Genomic DNA, 16,567 nt, shown 5'->3' with positions numbered 1-16,567 from the left:
TAATATTAAAAACCAATAAGTTATGATACGCCTACATTTAAATCCATCCATTTTAAAAAGTTTAAATTTTAATAAAAAAAATGAATCTTTAGAAATTGAATTCAAAAAGAATGTAAAAACCGCACAGCATATTGAGATTCCACTATCAATTATAAACGATTATATAAATTCAATTAAAGAAAACATACTTTCTGAAGATAAAGATGATATTAAATCTAATTTAAGAGTTGTCTATTCTAATTTTAAAACCTGCTAAAATTATAGTCTCTCAATTTTCTCTATAAATCAAAATATTTTACTCATAAGATGAATCCTTTTCTTTTATTAAATTTATCTTTTACCTATCTAAAACAAACCTAACTCATTGGTTTTTAAAAAAATACGTATAATCACGTATTTTATTTTTCTTATTTAAAACCTAAATTTGTTCTTCAACAGGTTAAAATAATTAGACTTACTTTATTAAGCTGTTTTCTCTCTCTCCAGACAGTAAAATGTGGGTTTAAAAATCCATTTTAACTATTAAAAATCTACATTATGAATAATTTTAGAAAAAATGAAGCTTGGAGAAAGCGTAATGAAGCGAACCAAATGGCTAACCAAAGACTTACGGTTAGTCATAAAAGCAATGGAGACGAATTAAAATTTAGACATGAGGACGACGGTAAACCCTCATATCTTGTTAGCTTCTCAAAGGGTTTACCTCACAATTTTGATACAGGATTAGTAAAAAATCCTGAGCACTTTACAAATTTTGTTAGAGCTATAGACAGCGGTGATTATAGGGATTTTAGAGACACACCATTGGGACCAGAAGAACATACCATACATGAAGGAGATCATTGTCTTCAACCAGATGCTGATGATTGGAAATCTATAATCGCAAAAAAAAGTAAATTAGATGCAACTAATGTAGACCCAGATAATCCAGCAAAATTAAGGGCTTGGGAAAGTCAAAGTGCAGGATTAGCATATGAACTTGAAGGTCCAGATGCACAATCTGTTACTATGCCTCCAGCTCCAAAATTAGGAAGTCCAGAATTAATCGCAGAAATAGCCGAAGTATATTCACAAGCATTAATGAGAGATGTACCATTAAATGCTTTAAGTGCTGGACTTATAGAAAAAGAATTTTTAGGAGAAAACAAATGTAATCTTATACCAAAAAGAGGAATAGTAAATAAACCAGAATTAGATGATCTATGTACAGAAAAATCTGATGTACTAAAATTTCTTGATATTACAGAAGAACTAAAAAAATTGGATTGGTTCTCTAATAAAGAATTAAAATTGAATCCTAATGAAGAAGCCAGAAGATGCTATAGACAATGTCCTAATCCTTCAACAGCATTTCGAGGTATAACAAAAGGAGATGATATTGGTCCTTATGTATCACAATTTCTACTAATTGGAAATAAAGGAATTGGTTTTGCAGATAACAACGCAAAAGATAGAATAGAAGAGGGTAAAATATCTTATGGAGCTATTTCTGTGGAACAAAAAGTAAGAATTGCAAACCCAAGAAATTATATGACTAAGTGGGAAGAATGGTTTGATGTTCAAAATGCAGCTAAAGTTTCTGGATTAGAAAGTTACACTCAAAATGGAGAACCTTTAAGAAGATTTATTTATACGCCTAGAGATTTAGCAACTTACGTGCATTTTGATGCGCTTTATGAAGCTTATCTAAATGCTTGCCTCATACTATTAGGAAATAATACACCTTATGATCCTGGAATACCATTTCAAGAGGATGATAAAAGAGACCACCAACAAGGTTTTGCTCATTTTGGGGGACCACATATTCTAACCTTGGTCACAGAAGTTGCTACTAGAGCTTTAAAAGCAGTAAGATTTCAAAAATATAATATTCATAGAAGATGCAGACCAGAAGTTTTAGCTGCTAGAATTACAAAAGCTGATACTATGAATATTGAAGAACTAATAGAAATGAGAGATATATTAGATTCTGGAGAGAATAGTATTTTAAAACAAGTTAATGCTTCAAATGGCAAACTATATGAATCTGATCCTGCTAATAATTCTAGTAATTATTTATTGCCAATGGCTTTTTCAGAAGGTTCTCCTATGCATCCGGCATATGGAGCAGGACATGCTACAGTGGCAGGTGCTTGTATTACGGTTTTGAAAGGTTTTTTTGATTGTACTAGTGTCTTTAAAGCAGATGGAACAAATTCTGATATGGCATATGTATCGGTAAATGAAGGAACCCAACTAAAATCAGTTCCTGTTTTTGATAAAAAAGGTAACAGATCACGTTTAACAGTTGAGGGAGAACTGAATAAACTAGCATCAAATATCTCTATTGCAAGAAATTGGGCAGGTGTGCATTATTTTACAGATTATTATGAGTCTTTATTAATGGGAGAAAGAATTGCTATTGGAATTTTAGAAGAACAAAAATTAATGTTCAATGAAAATTTTTCTATGTCAATTCCTTTATTTGGAGGAGATAGTATTCGGATTTAATTAAAAAGGAAAAAGGTTAAAAGTTCTCAAGTAAGAATTTTTAACCTTTTTTATAATTGTAACGTTGTCTATATCAAATATTATAAGTCTACTCGACCCTCTCAATCTTAGCTCCAATAGCACGTAAACGTTCATCAATGTTTTCGTAACCTCTGTCAATTTGCTCAATATTTTGAATTGTAGAAGTCCCTTTTGCAGATAATGCTGCAATAAGTAAAGATACACCAGCACGAATATCTGGAGAAGTCATCGTAGTTGCTTTTAAAGTCGATTTATAATCATGGCCAATAACTGTAGCTCTATGTGGATCGCATAAAATAATTTTTGCTCCCATATCGATTAACTTATCTACAAAGAATAAGCGGCTTTCAAACATTTTTTGATGTATTAAAACACTACCTCTTGCTTGTGTAGCTACTACTAAAATAATACTCAACAAATCTGGAGTAAATCCAGGCCAAGGTGCATCAGAAATGGTTAGTATAGAACCATCAATAAAACTTTGTATTTCGTAACCATCAGTATGCGCTGGGATATGAATATCGTCACCACGCTTTTCAACAGTAATACCTAATTTTCTAAATACATTAGGGATAACTCCTAAATCATTCCATGATACATTGGTAATGGTTAGTTCACTTTTAGTCATCGCTGCTAAACCAATCCAACTTCCAATTTCAATCATATCTGGAAGCATTGTATGGTCTGTTCCGCCTAAACTATCTACACCATCAATAATCAACATATTAGAACCAACACCACTAATTTTTGCTCCCATTCTATTCAGCATTTTACATAATTGCTGTAAATATGGTTCACACGCTGCATTATATATTGTTGTTTGTCCTTCGGCTAAAACTGCAGCCATTACAATATTTGCTGTCCCGGTAACTGAAGCCTCTTCAAGAAGCATGTACGTACCTTTTAATTTATCTGCTTCTACACCGTAAAATTGATCTTCTTTACTGTATCTAAATTTAGCACCCAGTTTTATTAAGCCTTCAAAATGTGTGTCTAAACGACGACGTCCTATTTTATCACCTCCTGGTTTAGGAATATAGCCTTTTCCAAAACGTGCTAATAACGGACCTACAATCATGATAGAACCACGTAAACCGCGACCATCAACTTTAAATTCGTCTGATTCTAAGTATTTTAAATTAACTTCATCTGCTTGAAATGTATAAGTACCTTTTGATAGTTTTTCAATTTTAACCCCAAGCTTTTTAAGTAAGTTTATAAGCTTATTAACATCAACAATATCTGGAATGTTATGTATTGTAATTAGCTTTGGAGTTAATAAAACAGCACATAAAATTTGTAATGCTTCGTTTTTTGCACCTTGTGGCTGTATACTTCCTTTTAGTTGGTGACCACCTTCAATTTTAAATGTTCCCATGCAGGTTTAGTAGCGTTTTCTTTGACGGTTATTAGTACTCTTTTTGTGATGAGTTTTCTTAGTATTATTATTACTAGAAAATTTATTTTTAGATCGCATTAAGCTTGTTGCATCTGTTAAATCTTCATCAGAATTCTTTAAATTAATTTTTCCATCAGAAAGCTCATATAAATGCTTATAAATAACATCATCTTCCACGGTGTCTTTATTCCAATTTAAAAAACACTTTTTCATGTGGTTTGCAATAGTAAAAGTAAGTGCTTCTTTAAGCTCGCCTTCTTCCCATGTATTAGCAACGTCTATCATGGTTTTAATATTGTTTCCGTAAAAACGATATTTAGGGAAATTTTGTGGGTATTTTAAAGGTTGTGGACGTTCCTCTAAAAGTTCTTTAGTAGGTTTCTCATAAGGAGAATCTACATCCAACTCGAAATTAGCCATAATAAAAAGCTGATCCCAAAGTTTATGTTGAAAATCTGGAACATCTCTTAAATGCGGTTGCATGTTTCCCATAACCGCAATAATGCCTTTTGCAACTTTATTACGTTCTTCTTTTGTTTCTAATGTTTTAGCGTAATTAATCATTTTCTGCATGTGGCGTCCGTATTCCGGAATGATTAAATGTTCACGCTCTGTGTTGTATTCTAAATCATCTATAATCAAAATAATATCTTGTGTAGAGTTAAATATTGTTGCATTGTAGTTGTTATGCTTGCGCAAAATACAAAAAAAAACTAAAGACTTATAACACCTTCTATTTTTTCTGCAACTTCTTTGTATTTTTCAACGACTGCATCAGGATTTCTCATAAGTAAATTTATAGAAACACTGGTGTATTTTCCGTTTTTAGATTCAGTAGTATTAATAACTGCTCCCATGTTATCAAAAATGGCTTCTAATTTTGCTATTTTAATAACATCAGATTTTATTATAAACTTATATAAATATTCTGCTGGCCAACTTGTAGTATCGTGTAATTGTACTTTTAATTTTTCGTAAAACTCGTCTGAATTTGGAGGTGTGCTCATAATGTTTTTATCTGCTACAAATATACAGTTTCATATGATATTTTATATTTTTTTAATAATCATATATAACATCTAATCAATAATTATGCTATTCTAATATATATTAAGTTGAGGATGTTTTTACTTCTATTTTTTTTATCGCAGTTAAATTCCGATTTTTACAGCAAAATTGCAACATTGAGCACAAAAAAAATTGTTATTACTGGAGGTCCAGGAACCGGAAAATCTACCCTAATTAATGAATTGATTAAAAGAGGATACATTTGTCTGGAAGAAATTTCGCGTCAAGTAACCTTAGACGCAAAAAAAGAAGGCATAGATCAGTTGTTTTTAACCAAACCCTTATTATTTAGTGAGTTACTTTTAAAAGGAAGACAAAAACAATTTATAGAAGCTGATATTTATGGAGAGAAAAATATTTTTTTTGATAGAGGTATTCCTGATGTTTTAGCTTATATGGATTTTATAGGAGATGAATATCCAAAAGATTTTGCTGATGCTTGTAATAATGCCGTTTATAACACTGTTTTTATTTTAAAACCTTGGGAAGCCATTTATACTAGTGATAATGAGCGCTATGAAAGTTTCGAGCAAGCCTTACAAATTCATGACAACTTAGTAAACACCTACAAAAATTATAATTACACACTTATTGATGTGCCTTTTGATACGGTTGAAAAAAGAACCAACTTCATTCTAAAAGTATTAGGGATGTAAATGGAACACCCAATAAACATACTTGAACGCTATTGGGGTTTTACAACTTTTAGGCCTGAACAAGAAGCTATTATAAATGCTGTTCTTGATGGCGAAGACACTTTTGTGTTACTACCAACAGGTGGTGGAAAATCATTATGTTTTCAAATCCCTGCACTAGTAAAAGAAGGCATTTGCATTGTTGTCTCGCCTTTAATTGCGCTTATGAAAGACCAAGTACAGCAATTAAATAATAAAGGCATAAAAGCCATGGCTATTACAAGTGGTATAAGCTATAGCGAACTAGACACGCTTTTAGATAATTGTATTTATGGGAATTATAAATTTTTATATCTCTCGCCAGAGCGTTTACAACAGGAGTTAGTACAAGACCGTATTAAGCAAATGAATGTGAACTTAATTGCGGTTGATGAAGCGCATTGCATTTCGCAATGGGGAAGCGATTTTAGACCTGCTTATAAAAACATTACACTCTTACGTCAATTACAACCAAGCATAAATGTTGTGGCATTGACAGCTTCTGCTAAACCTGAAGTTGTAAATGATATTATTAAAGAACTAGATTTTATTCAACCAAAAATATTTAAACAATCCTTTTTAAGAGCCAATTTAGCTTATATGGTATTTCATGAAAATGACAAATACTACAGGCTAGAAACCATCTTAAAAAAACATAAAAAGCCTTCCATTATTTATGTTAGAAATCGAAAATCAACTTTAGAAGTAAGTGCTTTTTTAAAATCTAAAAAAATAACAGCGACATATTATCATGGCGGACTATCAAACCCCGAAAAAGATGCTAATATGACGGCTTGGATAAACAACCAAAAACAAGTTATGGTTGCCACAAATGCCTTTGGTATGGGTATTGATAAACCTGATGTAAAAACGGTTATTCATTTAAATTTACCAGAAAGCATAGAAAGTTATTTTCAAGAAGCTGGTCGCGTTGGGAGAAATGGTGAAAAAGCTTTTGCTGTTATTTTAAAAAATAATAGTGATGAAGTATTGGTTAAAAATCAGTTTTTAAACGTTTTACCAACTGTAGATTTTGTTAAACAAGTGTACCGAAAATTGTGTAATTATTTTCAAATATCTTATGGCGAAGGTGAATACCTCACTTTTGATTTTGATTTTAACACCTTCTGTAAAACCTATAATTTTAGTACTGTTTTATGTTACAATGCCTTATTGTTATTAGATAGAAATAGCATTATTACTTTATCAAAACAATTTAAAAACAATATAACTGCTCAGTTTATTATATCAAATAAAGCTCTTTTTAATTATTTAGAAACACACTTAGATTTTAACATTATTGTAAAGTCTATTTTAAGAATGTATGGTGGTATTTTTGATCATGTAACCAAAATTAATTTAGGAAAAATTGCTGAAAGAGCTTCTGCTAATGAAAGTAAACTTATAAACATATTACAGCAGTTAGAAAGTGATGGGATTATTACTCTAAATTTAGCTAAAACAGATGCTCAAGTTACATTTATTGAACCCAGAGAAGATGATAAAACCATCAATAGAATTGCATCAATAATAGAACAACAAAACAAATTAAAGCAACAACAAGTAAATGCAATGCTTGATTATGTTGAAAACGATTCGGTCTGTAAAAGCATGCAACTACTCGCCTATTTTGGCGAAAAAGACATAAAACCTTGTGGTATTTGTTCGGTTTGTATAAATTCTAAAAAGGATGAGAAACCACAAGATATTAAAACCATTAAAAACAGAGTTATAGAATTATTAGAAAACGGTGATCAATCATCTAGAAACATGATGGCTATATTAAACTGTTCTGAAACCCATTTAAAAACGGTTTTAAAACTACTTTTAGAGCATAACATTATAACAATAACTCCAACAAACACATATAAATTAAGTCATTTATGAACAATTTAAAAATTGTATTTATGGGCACACCAGACTTTGCTGTAGCCACATTAAAAACACTTGTAGAAAACAACTATAATATTGTTGGTGTTATTACTGCACCAGACAAACCAGCAGGTCGCGGACGTAAGCTTAACGAAAGTGCTGTAAAAGAATATGCTAAATCGCAAAACTTAACTATTTTACAACCTACTAATTTAAAAAATGAGGATTTTTTAAATGAATTAAAAGCCCTAAATGCCAATCTTCAAATTGTAGTTGCTTTTAGAATGCTACCAAAAGCTGTATGGCAAATGCCAAAATATGGCACTTTTAACCTACATGCATCTTTATTACCAAACTACCGTGGAGCAGCACCAATAAATTGGGCAATAATAAATGGAGAAACAAAAACAGGCGTTTCAACATTTTTTATTGATGAAAAAATTGATACTGGAGATATGATTCTTCAAGAAGAAATAAAAATTGAACAAGATGAGAATGCTGGAAATTTGCACGACAAATTAATGACTATTGGAAGTAAGTTGGTTTTAACTACTGTTTCTTCTATAGAAAAAGGAGATGTTAAAACCATTCCTCAAAAAGAAACCAAAAACATAAAGACGGCTTACAAACTAAATAAGGATAACTGTAAAATTGATTGGAATAATCCTATAGACCATATATATAATATGGTAAGAGGATTAAGTCCTTATCCTGCTGCTTGGTGTACATTAATTAATGGTGATGAAAATTTAGATGTAAAAATATATAGCGTTGAAAAAGAGTTAATAGATCATCCATTAGAAAATGGAGCTATTGTTTCAACTAAAAAAGAATTAAAAGTTGCTGTAGAAAAAGGATTCATCATTATAAAGGAAATGAAACTTCCAGGTAAACGCACCATGGATATAAAATCACTTTTAAATGGGTATAGTTTTGAAACAAATGCAAAAATGCTGTAAACCCTTATTCTCATTGAGATTTAAAAATAATCGATGAAATGCATTACCTTTATTAACAAAATTATGAAGTTATCAACAATAGCGGGTATTTCCCTTGCTATTACTTGCATGATTGCATAATCCGTATAAATTTGTAAAGGATTTAACAAAAAATGTTTAACCACTTTATTAATTATTAAATTTTTTATATTATGAACAAAACAGATTTAATTGACGCAATGGCAGAACATGCTGGAATTACTAAAGCTGCTGCTAAAAAAGCTTTAGAATGTGCTATCATTGAAATTGAAGGAGCTTTACAAAAAGGAAACAGAGTTTCTTTAGTAGGTTTTGGTTCTTGGTCAGTTTCTAAAAGAGCTGCTAGAGAAGGAAGAAACCCACAAACTGGACAAACTATAAAAATCAAAGCTAAAAACGTTGTAAAGTTTAAAGCTGGATCTGATTTATCAAGTGCAGTAAACTAATTATTATTAGCTAAATAAAAAAAAATGTCTTCATTTTATGAAGGCATTTTTTTTTTATATACTCAAAACAGTTGCTTTTTTAATAAATAAATATTAGATTTAGTTATTAATATTTCAAAACATGGTAACAATTAATCCAAAAAAAGGAGATTTATTAATAGCAGAACCAGCAATAATTGGAGATGTTTCTTTCAACCGTTCCATTGTTTTATTAGCTGACCATACTCATGAAGGCTCAATAGGTTTTATTCTTAACAAACCACTCGAATATACCATTAACGAATTAATACCAGAAGTAGAAGCTACTTTTAAAGTTTACAATGGAGGTCCTGTAGAACAGGATAACTTATACTTTATTCATAAGATACCAGCATTAATCCCAGATAGTATTGAAATATCTTTGGGTATTTATTGGGGAGGCGATTTTACTAAAGTTGCAGAACTTATTAAAAACAATACTATAAAAGAAAATGATATTAAGTTTTTTCTTGGGTATTCTGGTTGGGAATCTAGTCAGTTAGAAAATGAATTAAAAGCAAGTTCTTGGGTAGTTACCGAAAATGTTTACAAAAAAAGTATCATCGAAAAAGATTATCAGTCTTTCTGGAAAGAAAAAATGTTAGAATTTGGTGGTGAATACAGTATTTGGTCAAACGCGCCAGAAAATCCTAGTTACAATTAACTAATTCTAATTTTAACATTTAATTTTTGAAGAAGCATTTTTGAAACCTCATTAGTAAATGTTTTTTTTCTATACTTACTTACTGGTTGTATTCCAGTTATCACATTTGTAATGAACATTTCATCTGCTTTTTGTAACTCAAAAGGAGAAATTGATTCTTCAAGTAATTCATATTCTGGTAATACTTTTACAATATCTATAATTTGCTTTCGCATAATGCCTTTTAAGCAACCATCTAATATTGGAGCGGTTTTAATGGTGTTTCCTTTAACTAAAAACAGATTTCCATTAAGAGCCTCAACTACATGTTTATTCGTATTTAAAAGCAAACAATTATTTAAGCTATTTTCTTTTGCATAAATACTCCCAACTACGTTTAGTGCTTTATTATTGGTTTTTAGCGTAGATAATAAACTAGGAGAAACATAGTAATCTTTAAACAAATCAACTTCATAAAAATCATCATTCAATATGTAAAAATCATCTTCAACTATTTTTACAGAAATAATAAAAGATACATCATTAGCATCAGGTGTATATAAACCTCCTTCATTTCTATGAACCATTAGTTTTACTCGTGCAGATGTTTTTAAAAATTGGTTTGCTTCTAAAGTTTTATGAATTTGCTCTTCTAAAAATTCCATAGTAAAATTCATGGGTATTTCCATGCGCATAATTCGCATTGAAGCCATTAGTCTAAAATAATGATCTTCCCAAAAAAGTATTTTACCGTAACTTGTTTTTATTGTCTCGAAAAGCGCATCACCATAAGCATATCCCCTATTTTGCGTTGATAAAATAGTATTTTCTTCTAAAAGAGTTCCGTTAAAATTTGTCATAAAAAAATCCCGCTAATAATAAAAAACGGGACAAATATAATTTAAATATGTTAGTTATAATTAAGCTGAACCTAATACTTGTTTTAAACTAGATATTTGATTCTCCCATAGCATCTTAGCCTCATCAATTTCATCTTCCTCAGCAAAATCTGTAACCATTAATGAAACATCTTTGGTAATTTCATCAACTTGAATTCTAATTTCAAAATAACATGTTAAATCATCTTCTTCATCTTCAAGCCATCTAAATTTAACGCGTTCTCCACTTTTTTTATTTAATAATTTTGCTTGTTCTTGACTATCGTCCCATATAAAAGTAAATAATTCTCCACGTAAATTTACATTATCAGAAAACCATTCAGATAAACCTGAAGGCGTTGATATGTATTGATATAATAATTGTGGTGATGCATGTATTGGAAATTCAATATCAAATTTTACTTTGTCGTCCATAAGTACTTTTAAAATTTATATCGCCAATATATACATAAATTGATAAGTACAACAAGTATTTTTAATAATATTTTCTTTTACTTCTGTTTGCTTACTTCAATATTGTTTCTATATTTGCAGCCTCAAATTAGGCGAGGTAGCTCAGTTGGTTAGAGCGTCGGATTCATAACCCGGAGGTCGGGGGATCGTGCCCCCCTCTCGCTACAAATCAGAATTGGTTCAAAATTAACGGTTTAGTTCACTCTAAACCGTTTTTTTATGTCTACATTTAAACAAATTCTTACTTTTGCATACGAAAGTGAATACGAAAGTGCATACGATTTGTCAACAAAGAAACTTTTTTCCAGTCCAAAAATCTATACAGCCAACGGAAATTTATCCAAGCGATGGTATGTGTATTTTTCCTTTCGAGACCCCAATACAGGTAAACTAAAGCGTCTCACCCCGTTTTATGGGACAGCAAACACTTATAAAACCAAGGAAGAGCGCATGGAAGTACTTACAGTATATCGTAAAGTATTACTCAAGCTCTTAAAACAAGGTTATAATCCTTTTAAAGATAACACTGCGTTATATCAAAAATTACAAGGAAAAACTATAACCACACCTTCAACAACTGAAGAAAGCACCCAACAAAAAGAAGCGAAACAGAGCTTAAATCAACCCCGAGAAGTGCCCAATCTATCATTGAGGGCTGCGTTTGATTATGGTTTAAAACTCAAAGAAAAATTAGTAGGTGTACGTACTTTAAAAGCTTATAGAAATAAAATAGATCTGTTGTTAAAATGGTTGGATAAAAACCATCCAAATATTAAAACAATTGACGCTTTAAATAAACAGTTGGTTCTTCAGTTTTTAAACCATGTTTTAGATAAAACCTCTCCACGTAATAGAAATAATTATCGAGCCGATTTAGGTAGCATTATGCAAGTGTTGGAAGATAATGAAGTTATTGGACAGAACTATGTAAAAAACATACCCATATTAAAATCAAAACCAGAACGCAATAAAACCTATACGTTAGAAACTCAAGAAGCCATCTTCAAGCATCTAAAAGAAAAAGACCCTATCTTATTGTTGTACATAAAATTCATTTCATATGGTTTTATGAGACCTATTGAAGTCTGTCGATTGAAAGTAGGAAATATTAATTTACAAAGCAAAACTCTTCAGTTTAAAGCAAAGAATAGTCAGTTTAAGACCAAAATTATTCCTCAAATATTATTGGATGATTTGCCAGATTTGTCAAAGCTAAATCCTGAACACACCTTGTTTACTCCGAACAAAATTGGTGGTGAATGGGAAACAAATGAAACCAATAAAAGAGATTATTTTAGTAAGCGTTTCAAAAAGGTAGTCAAAGATCATTTTAAATTAGGAAAAGACTATGGCTTATACAGTTTTAGACATACCTATATAACTAAAGTGTATAGAGCACTCGTTATGGAGTACGCACCTTTCGAGGCAAAAAGTAAACTCATGCTTATCACAGGTCATACATCGATGAACGCCCTAGAGAAATACCTAAGAGATATTGACGCTGAGTTACCACCAGATTTTTCAGAAATGCTAAAGAAAAAACAATGAGTGAGCAAACATTACATCAGTTTCATCTAAGCTTGATTCCAAATCTTATTAAAGAGTTATATTTCTTTATCCCAGAGAAAGAGATCCGACCAGATATTATTGAAACCCTGGATGCTCTGAAAAAATATAATTTTTTAAACACAGTTTTAGTTTTTGATGAATATGAAGGTCCAATCCATTATGTAGCGGGAAGAAGCAATAAGCAAATTATATTAAAGGAGGGTGATTTAGAAAAGAACATTTTCAAACTATTAGAAAAGAAAAGTGAAGGTAATGCGCATGAATTTAATTATGTATTAAACAAATATTTTGAATTTGTTGAAACCATGTTCTATATAGTTAAATGGATGTATCACAACCCCATTGAAATGATACAAACCGATAGCAACTTATCTGGGATATTCTATGTTCAATATGAAAGTCATAAAAAGCATTTCGAGGTATTAGTAAAAACCTTTTATGATAGTAAAGAAACCATTCCAAAAGGAAACTTTAATGCTCACGATATCATCGATACTTATTTCCCTCATGTTGTCAATAATTTTAAAAAGAAAGGACCAAGTTTAAACCTTGAAAATTGGATAAATAAATTTAAAACTAACACACCTGAAAAAACAACTACACCACCACTACCTACCAATAAAAAAGACAAAAAACCACTTATAACGGAAGCTAAAGCAGAAAAAATATTGTTGCAAACATTTTTTAATATTGGTAAAAAATAGTAAATTATACGTAAATTAAACGTTTAATTTACGTATAATAATGAAAAAGACAACCATTTGCAACCATTGTAGTAGTGAGTACACCCCAAGACGTAGAGGTGTACAAAAGTTTTGCAGCAACTCTTGTAGAAGTCGGAGTTGGTTACTAAAACAGAACAAAACAAAACCCAATAAAATAACTCTAGAGCAGCATAAAATTCAAGTTCCTACGGTTCAAAGTGTTCCAAAAAAGGAAGAAAAGATGTCCTTAGGTGGTGTTGGAAATGCGGCAGCAGGATCTGCACTTGCACAACTAGGTATAAGACTTATAACTCCCACTCAAAATAAACCAGCAACAAAAAAGGATATACAAGAACTTAAGTCTATACTGACTGGTGCTAGATATTTACCTATTAATAATTTTCAAAATGATGCATTGGGCAGAAAACCGTTTTATGATGTTGATACTGGGTTCGTGGTTTTTTTGAACATAAGTTAGGGTAAAATTCATAGCATATAATCTTGCCATTGGATTAGGATGTATTTTTCAGTTTTATTCTGAGTTCGTTTTATAAATCCATATTCATAAACAAACGTGTAAATGTCACCTTTTCTATTTTTCCAATAATGAGTAAAATAATTGGGATTAAAACCCTCAGATTCAAGTTGGTCTTTTCTGATTGTTGCTTTACCAGCCTTATTAAAATTCTTTAGTAACCTTCTGTTCAATTTCAATTGATTGTCTACAATATTATAAAATCGCTCTGGTTGTTCCTGTGATTGTTGATATTGGTAGGCACTTTTACACTGTGGGTCACAAAACTTCTTATCACTCCTACCCTTTAATTCCTTATCACAGTACAAACATTCTTTATAAAATCTCATTAGCTTAAAATTAAGTGTATGTTATGCGTATGCTATTCGAATAACATACGGCAATATAAAAACTATTTATTATTATTGGAAAAAATATATGGAAAACAAGACCCTTATTACCTTAAAACCTCTTTGGCACAATCAAATTCTTTATGTTGCCGTTCATTTTCGATATGACGAGAACGTAAAAAATTATGTGAAAGCTTTTCCTGATATTAAATGGAGTAAAACTTACAAAACATTCTATACGTCTCATTATAAAGAGCGTATAAATGAACTCTTTACATACTTCAGAAAACAAGGGTGGTATGTCAATTATAACGCTTTTAAAACCGTTCAAAAACAAGTACAAAAACCTGTTTTGAGGAATCCTATAATAAATAAATTACCAGTTTTAATAGATGAACAAAAAAATCAAATGAAGCAATTTACAAAATGGCTTGAACAAAAGCGTTTTAGTAAAAACACGGTCAATACTTACGTTGAAGTAACCGCATTATTTTTAAGATATATAAATTTGAAAAGGATAGATACTATTACCTCTAGAAGCATTGAACAATTTAATTATGATTTTATTTTTAATGCTAAAAAATCTATTTCATACCAAAATCAGTGCATAAGCGGTATTAAACACTATTTCGACTTTAAAAATATTACCGTAGAAACATTTGAAATCAAGCGTCCTAATAAGGATAAAAAACTGCCTAACGTTTTGAGTAAAGAAGAAGTGAAAGCAATTTTTGATGCAACAAAAAACCTAAAACACAAAACGTTATTAAGTTTGGTATATTCTGCAGGTCTTCGTATTGGTGAAGCACTTAATTTAAAAATTAATGACATTGATTTTGAGCGTGGATTAATACATATTAAGGCTGCTAAAGGGAAAAAAGACAGATACACTTTATTATCACATGGAATAATTCCATTGCTACAAACCTATATTAATCATTATAAGCCCAAAATATTATTGTTTGAAGGTCGTTTTGACAAACCTTATACACAAGTAAGCGCAAGACAAGTATTAAAAAAATCATTACTATTGGCAGGCATAAAAAAATATGCCACACTGCATACTCTGCGTCATAGCTTTGCTACACATTTGTTAGAAAGTGGTACTGATATAAGATATATTCAAGAATTATTGGGGCATAATGATCCAAAGACCACTATGATTTACACTCATGTTTCAACAACAAGTTTAAAAGATATTCGAAATCCTTTCGATAATTTGTAAGAAAGTTTTTAAATTAGCATAAATACTTTATGATGCTGTTGGATATCAATTATAAATTTGTGCAAAAACCATCCATATCCCCCTTGATCGGCATATTATAAGGTATTCAATAAACCATATAACCAAGTTGCCATTCATTATACAGAAACGAAGAAAACCAATGACAATTAACGAATTTAACATATTGTCTTTTGAGAATAAATATGAAATTGCAACATATAAAGGTCTCTTTTTATACAATTATGTCACTAAAGAGGAAGTATATGATTGTTATTCATTTGACACTTTTTCTGTTGAAATTGTTTATGATGATGAAAGTGCAATTATTGAAATTAGAAGTTTTGAAAACGGGGAAATGATAAATAATTTTTCTGGCAGAATAGAGCTTATGTAATATTTGTTGTTAATCATTAAAACCAACGCTTAATCAATGAAAAAAATCAATAATTTCTTTTTAATAATTTATTCAATTTCTTTTGTGATAGTTTGGCTATTCTATATTTTTTGGTTGGACAAGAAGGAATTTGATTTAGAATTTAGAGAGAAAGAAACAACTTCCGCAATAATATTTAATTTAGGAACTGATGAAATTGTTGAGGAATTATATGAAGGAAGACAAACAAATGTTCATCAGGTAAAGTATATAGAATATTCATACTTCGTAGATGGTAAAAAATATGAATATGGAAGTGAGTATTATGGAAATAATTATTCTGTTTCTGATGAAATACAAATAGAGTATGTGAAAAGCAATCCGAGCAATAGCAAAGTCAGAGGATTAAAAAATTATTCGTTTAATTATTTTATACGCAATTTAATAATGGTAAGTATTTTTTCTTTGTTGTTGTCGATTGGAATTATAAGCATTATAGATTCTTTAGGAAAATCAGAAATATTTAATCGTTTACTTTATAAAATAAGAAAATAAAATTTACGCAATTTAACAAGTTTCCGGAGTAAATCGCTAACTGAATTCACTCACACGATGAAAAAGCAAAAAAATGAATTAAGCTCAATAAAAATAACGAAATGGCAACACCGTGTATAATTAATGGCTAGTTCGAGCTTGCTTACGAAAATCCTCGCGGATTTTCTATTCTGTTTTTATTTGCTAAATTAGGTGCTTACACACGCCACTAATCATACACAAAACCGTTGTGTTTCATTGCGAAACGCACTCGAAATCAAAAAAACTTAGTTTGATTTTCGAATTTTTTTTTGAATTTTAAGAAAGAAAAAACAGAA

Annotated in this window: 19 protein-coding genes and 1 tRNA gene; 14 read left to right on the top strand and 6 right to left on the bottom strand. The window is 30.4% G+C overall.

What is annotated here, in order from left to right:
• Positions 1-22 precede the first annotated feature (22 nt).
• Together BT151_RS06670 and BT151_RS06665 are read left to right on the top strand one after the other, a co-directional pair.
• A complete protein-coding gene (locus BT151_RS06670) occupies positions 23-256 on the top strand; it encodes a hypothetical protein (protein ID WP_072401036.1) in 234 nt (77 codons plus the stop codon).
• 281 nt (positions 257-537) lie between these two features.
• Positions 538-2,490, top strand: coding sequence for a vanadium-dependent haloperoxidase (locus tag BT151_RS06665; protein ID WP_072401035.1), 1,953 nt, complete (start codon positions 538-540; stop codon positions 2,488-2,490).
• Between the two features lie 88 nt (positions 2,491-2,578).
• Here BT151_RS06665 and murA read toward each other — a convergent pair whose 3' ends face one another.
• From murA to BT151_RS06650, 3 genes are all read right to left on the bottom strand, one after another.
• Positions 2,579-3,889: a UDP-N-acetylglucosamine 1-carboxyvinyltransferase gene (gene murA, locus BT151_RS06660; RefSeq protein WP_072401034.1), complete on the bottom strand. Its 1,311-nt coding sequence runs from the start codon at positions 3,887-3,889 to the stop codon at positions 2,579-2,581.
• Between the two features lie 6 nt (positions 3,890-3,895).
• Positions 3,896-4,549 (bottom strand): DUF4290 domain-containing protein, encoded by a 654-nt coding sequence (locus BT151_RS06655; RefSeq protein ID WP_072402581.1) that lies wholly within the window; start codon positions 4,547-4,549, stop codon positions 3,896-3,898.
• 74 nt (positions 4,550-4,623) lie between these two features.
• Positions 4,624-4,917 (bottom strand): DUF493 family protein, encoded by a 294-nt coding sequence (locus BT151_RS06650; RefSeq protein WP_072401033.1) that lies wholly within the window; start codon positions 4,915-4,917, stop codon positions 4,624-4,626.
• A gap of 177 nt (positions 4,918-5,094) precedes the next feature.
• On the opposite strand from BT151_RS06650, the gene BT151_RS06645 reads away from it, so the two are divergent.
• The 5 genes from BT151_RS06645 (at position 5,095) to BT151_RS06625 (ending at position 9,629) form a co-directional block, all read left to right on the top strand.
• Positions 5,095-5,634 carry an AAA family ATPase gene (locus BT151_RS06645; RefSeq protein ID WP_072402579.1) on the top strand — a complete coding sequence of 180 codons (540 nt, stop codon included), beginning with the start codon at positions 5,095-5,097 and terminating at the stop codon, positions 5,632-5,634.
• Positions 5,635-7,539 (top strand): RecQ family ATP-dependent DNA helicase, encoded by a 1,905-nt coding sequence (locus BT151_RS06640; RefSeq protein WP_072401032.1) that lies wholly within the window; start codon positions 5,635-5,637, stop codon positions 7,537-7,539. It abuts the gene before it with no gap.
• Positions 7,536-8,483, top strand: coding sequence for a methionyl-tRNA formyltransferase (fmt, locus tag BT151_RS06635; RefSeq protein WP_171946617.1), 948 nt, complete (start codon positions 7,536-7,538; stop codon positions 8,481-8,483). Before BT151_RS06640 ends, fmt begins: the two co-directional genes overlap by 4 nt.
• A gap of 191 nt (positions 8,484-8,674) precedes the next feature.
• Positions 8,675-8,947 carry an HU family DNA-binding protein gene (locus BT151_RS06630; protein ID WP_072401030.1) on the top strand — a complete coding sequence of 91 codons (273 nt, stop codon included), beginning with the start codon at positions 8,675-8,677 and terminating at the stop codon, positions 8,945-8,947.
• Between the two features lie 121 nt (positions 8,948-9,068).
• Complete coding sequence (locus tag BT151_RS06625; protein ID WP_072401029.1) at positions 9,069-9,629, top strand: YqgE/AlgH family protein; 561 nt, start codon at positions 9,069-9,071, stop codon at positions 9,627-9,629.
• Here the strand turns inward: BT151_RS06625 and BT151_RS06620 are convergent.
• Positions 9,626-10,468: an aminotransferase class IV gene (locus tag BT151_RS06620; protein ID WP_072401028.1), complete on the bottom strand. Its 843-nt coding sequence runs from the start codon at positions 10,466-10,468 to the stop codon at positions 9,626-9,628. The genes BT151_RS06625 and BT151_RS06620 overlap by 4 nt on opposite strands.
• A 60-nt stretch (positions 10,469-10,528) precedes the next feature.
• Positions 10,529-10,921: an START-like domain-containing protein gene (locus BT151_RS06615; protein ID WP_072401027.1), complete on the bottom strand. Its 393-nt coding sequence runs from the start codon at positions 10,919-10,921 to the stop codon at positions 10,529-10,531.
• Between the two features lie 130 nt (positions 10,922-11,051).
• Here BT151_RS06615 and BT151_RS06610 point away from each other — a divergent pair.
• From BT151_RS06610 to BT151_RS06595, 4 genes are all read left to right on the top strand, one after another.
• A tRNA-Met gene (locus tag BT151_RS06610) sits at positions 11,052-11,125 on the top strand.
• A 54-nt stretch (positions 11,126-11,179) separates the two neighbouring features.
• Positions 11,180-12,508 carry a tyrosine-type recombinase/integrase gene (locus BT151_RS06605; protein WP_072401026.1) on the top strand — a complete coding sequence of 443 codons (1,329 nt, stop codon included), beginning with the start codon at positions 11,180-11,182 and terminating at the stop codon, positions 12,506-12,508.
• Positions 12,505-13,233, top strand: coding sequence for a hypothetical protein (locus tag BT151_RS06600; RefSeq protein WP_072401025.1), 729 nt, complete (start codon positions 12,505-12,507; stop codon positions 13,231-13,233). The genes BT151_RS06605 and BT151_RS06600 overlap by 4 nt, the downstream gene beginning before the upstream one ends.
• Before the next feature lie 40 nt (positions 13,234-13,273).
• Positions 13,274-13,711 carry a hypothetical protein gene (locus BT151_RS06595; protein ID WP_072401024.1) on the top strand — a complete coding sequence of 146 codons (438 nt, stop codon included), beginning with the start codon at positions 13,274-13,276 and terminating at the stop codon, positions 13,709-13,711.
• A gap of 8 nt (positions 13,712-13,719) precedes the next feature.
• Here the strand turns inward: BT151_RS06595 and BT151_RS06590 are convergent, their stop codons facing one another.
• Positions 13,720-14,076 (bottom strand): hypothetical protein, encoded by a 357-nt coding sequence (locus BT151_RS06590; RefSeq protein WP_317041225.1) that lies wholly within the window; start codon positions 14,074-14,076, stop codon positions 13,720-13,722.
• A 109-nt stretch (positions 14,077-14,185) separates the two neighbouring features.
• On the opposite strand from BT151_RS06590, the gene BT151_RS06585 reads away from it, so the two are divergent.
• From BT151_RS06585 to BT151_RS06575, 3 genes are all read left to right on the top strand, one after another.
• The gene (locus tag BT151_RS06585) at positions 14,186-15,322 is read left to right on the top strand and encodes a tyrosine-type recombinase/integrase (RefSeq protein WP_072401022.1); all 1,137 of its coding nucleotides are present in this window, start codon (positions 14,186-14,188) and stop codon (positions 15,320-15,322) included.
• 160 nt (positions 15,323-15,482) lie between these two features.
• Positions 15,483-15,716, top strand: coding sequence for a hypothetical protein (locus tag BT151_RS06580; protein WP_072401021.1), 234 nt, complete (start codon positions 15,483-15,485; stop codon positions 15,714-15,716).
• A 36-nt stretch (positions 15,717-15,752) separates the two neighbouring features.
• The gene (locus BT151_RS06575) at positions 15,753-16,250 is read left to right on the top strand and encodes a DUF3592 domain-containing protein (protein WP_072401020.1); all 498 of its coding nucleotides are present in this window, start codon (positions 15,753-15,755) and stop codon (positions 16,248-16,250) included.
• Positions 16,251-16,567: the final 317 nt, after the last annotated feature.

Source organism: Flaviramulus basaltis (assembly GCF_900114265.1).
GTDB lineage: Bacteria > Bacteroidota > Bacteroidia > Flavobacteriales > Flavobacteriaceae > Flaviramulus > Flaviramulus basaltis.
The sequence above is the reverse complement of the archived record's forward strand: the minus strand, read 5'-3'. Positions and strand labels throughout refer to the sequence as shown.

What these genes read in the sequence shown, in the direction of transcription:
- BT151_RS06640 (WP_072401032.1), top strand. Translation starts at nt 5,635, where the DNA reads ATGGAACACCCAATAAACATACTTGAACGCTATTGGGGTTTTACAACT.
- BT151_RS06650 (WP_072401033.1), bottom strand. Translation starts at nt 4,917, where the DNA reads ATGAGCACACCTCCAAATTCAGACGAGTTTTACGAAAAATTAAAAGTA.
- BT151_RS06575 (WP_072401020.1), top strand. Translation starts at nt 15,753, where the DNA reads ATGAAAAAAATCAATAATTTCTTTTTAATAATTTATTCAATTTCTTTT.
- BT151_RS06670 (WP_072401036.1), top strand. Translation starts at nt 23, where the DNA reads ATGATACGCCTACATTTAAATCCATCCATTTTAAAAAGTTTAAATTTT.
- BT151_RS06600 (WP_072401025.1), top strand. Translation starts at nt 12,505, where the DNA reads ATGAGTGAGCAAACATTACATCAGTTTCATCTAAGCTTGATTCCAAAT.
- BT151_RS06630 (WP_072401030.1), top strand. Translation starts at nt 8,675, where the DNA reads ATGAACAAAACAGATTTAATTGACGCAATGGCAGAACATGCTGGAATT.
- BT151_RS06605 (WP_072401026.1), top strand. Translation starts at nt 11,180, where the DNA reads ATGTCTACATTTAAACAAATTCTTACTTTTGCATACGAAAGTGAATAC.
- BT151_RS06615 (WP_072401027.1), bottom strand. Translation starts at nt 10,921, where the DNA reads ATGGACGACAAAGTAAAATTTGATATTGAATTTCCAATACATGCATCA.
- BT151_RS06620 (WP_072401028.1), bottom strand. Translation starts at nt 10,468, where the DNA reads ATGACAAATTTTAACGGAACTCTTTTAGAAGAAAATACTATTTTATCA.
- BT151_RS06625 (WP_072401029.1), top strand. Translation starts at nt 9,069, where the DNA reads ATGGTAACAATTAATCCAAAAAAAGGAGATTTATTAATAGCAGAACCA.
- BT151_RS06665 (WP_072401035.1), top strand. Translation starts at nt 538, where the DNA reads ATGAATAATTTTAGAAAAAATGAAGCTTGGAGAAAGCGTAATGAAGCG.
- BT151_RS06580 (WP_072401021.1), top strand. Translation starts at nt 15,483, where the DNA reads ATGACAATTAACGAATTTAACATATTGTCTTTTGAGAATAAATATGAA.
- BT151_RS06585 (WP_072401022.1), top strand. Translation starts at nt 14,186, where the DNA reads ATGGAAAACAAGACCCTTATTACCTTAAAACCTCTTTGGCACAATCAA.
- murA (WP_072401034.1), bottom strand. Translation starts at nt 3,889, where the DNA reads ATGGGAACATTTAAAATTGAAGGTGGTCACCAACTAAAAGGAAGTATA.
- BT151_RS06595 (WP_072401024.1), top strand. Translation starts at nt 13,274, where the DNA reads ATGAAAAAGACAACCATTTGCAACCATTGTAGTAGTGAGTACACCCCA.
- fmt (WP_171946617.1), top strand. Translation starts at nt 7,536, where the DNA reads ATGAACAATTTAAAAATTGTATTTATGGGCACACCAGACTTTGCTGTA.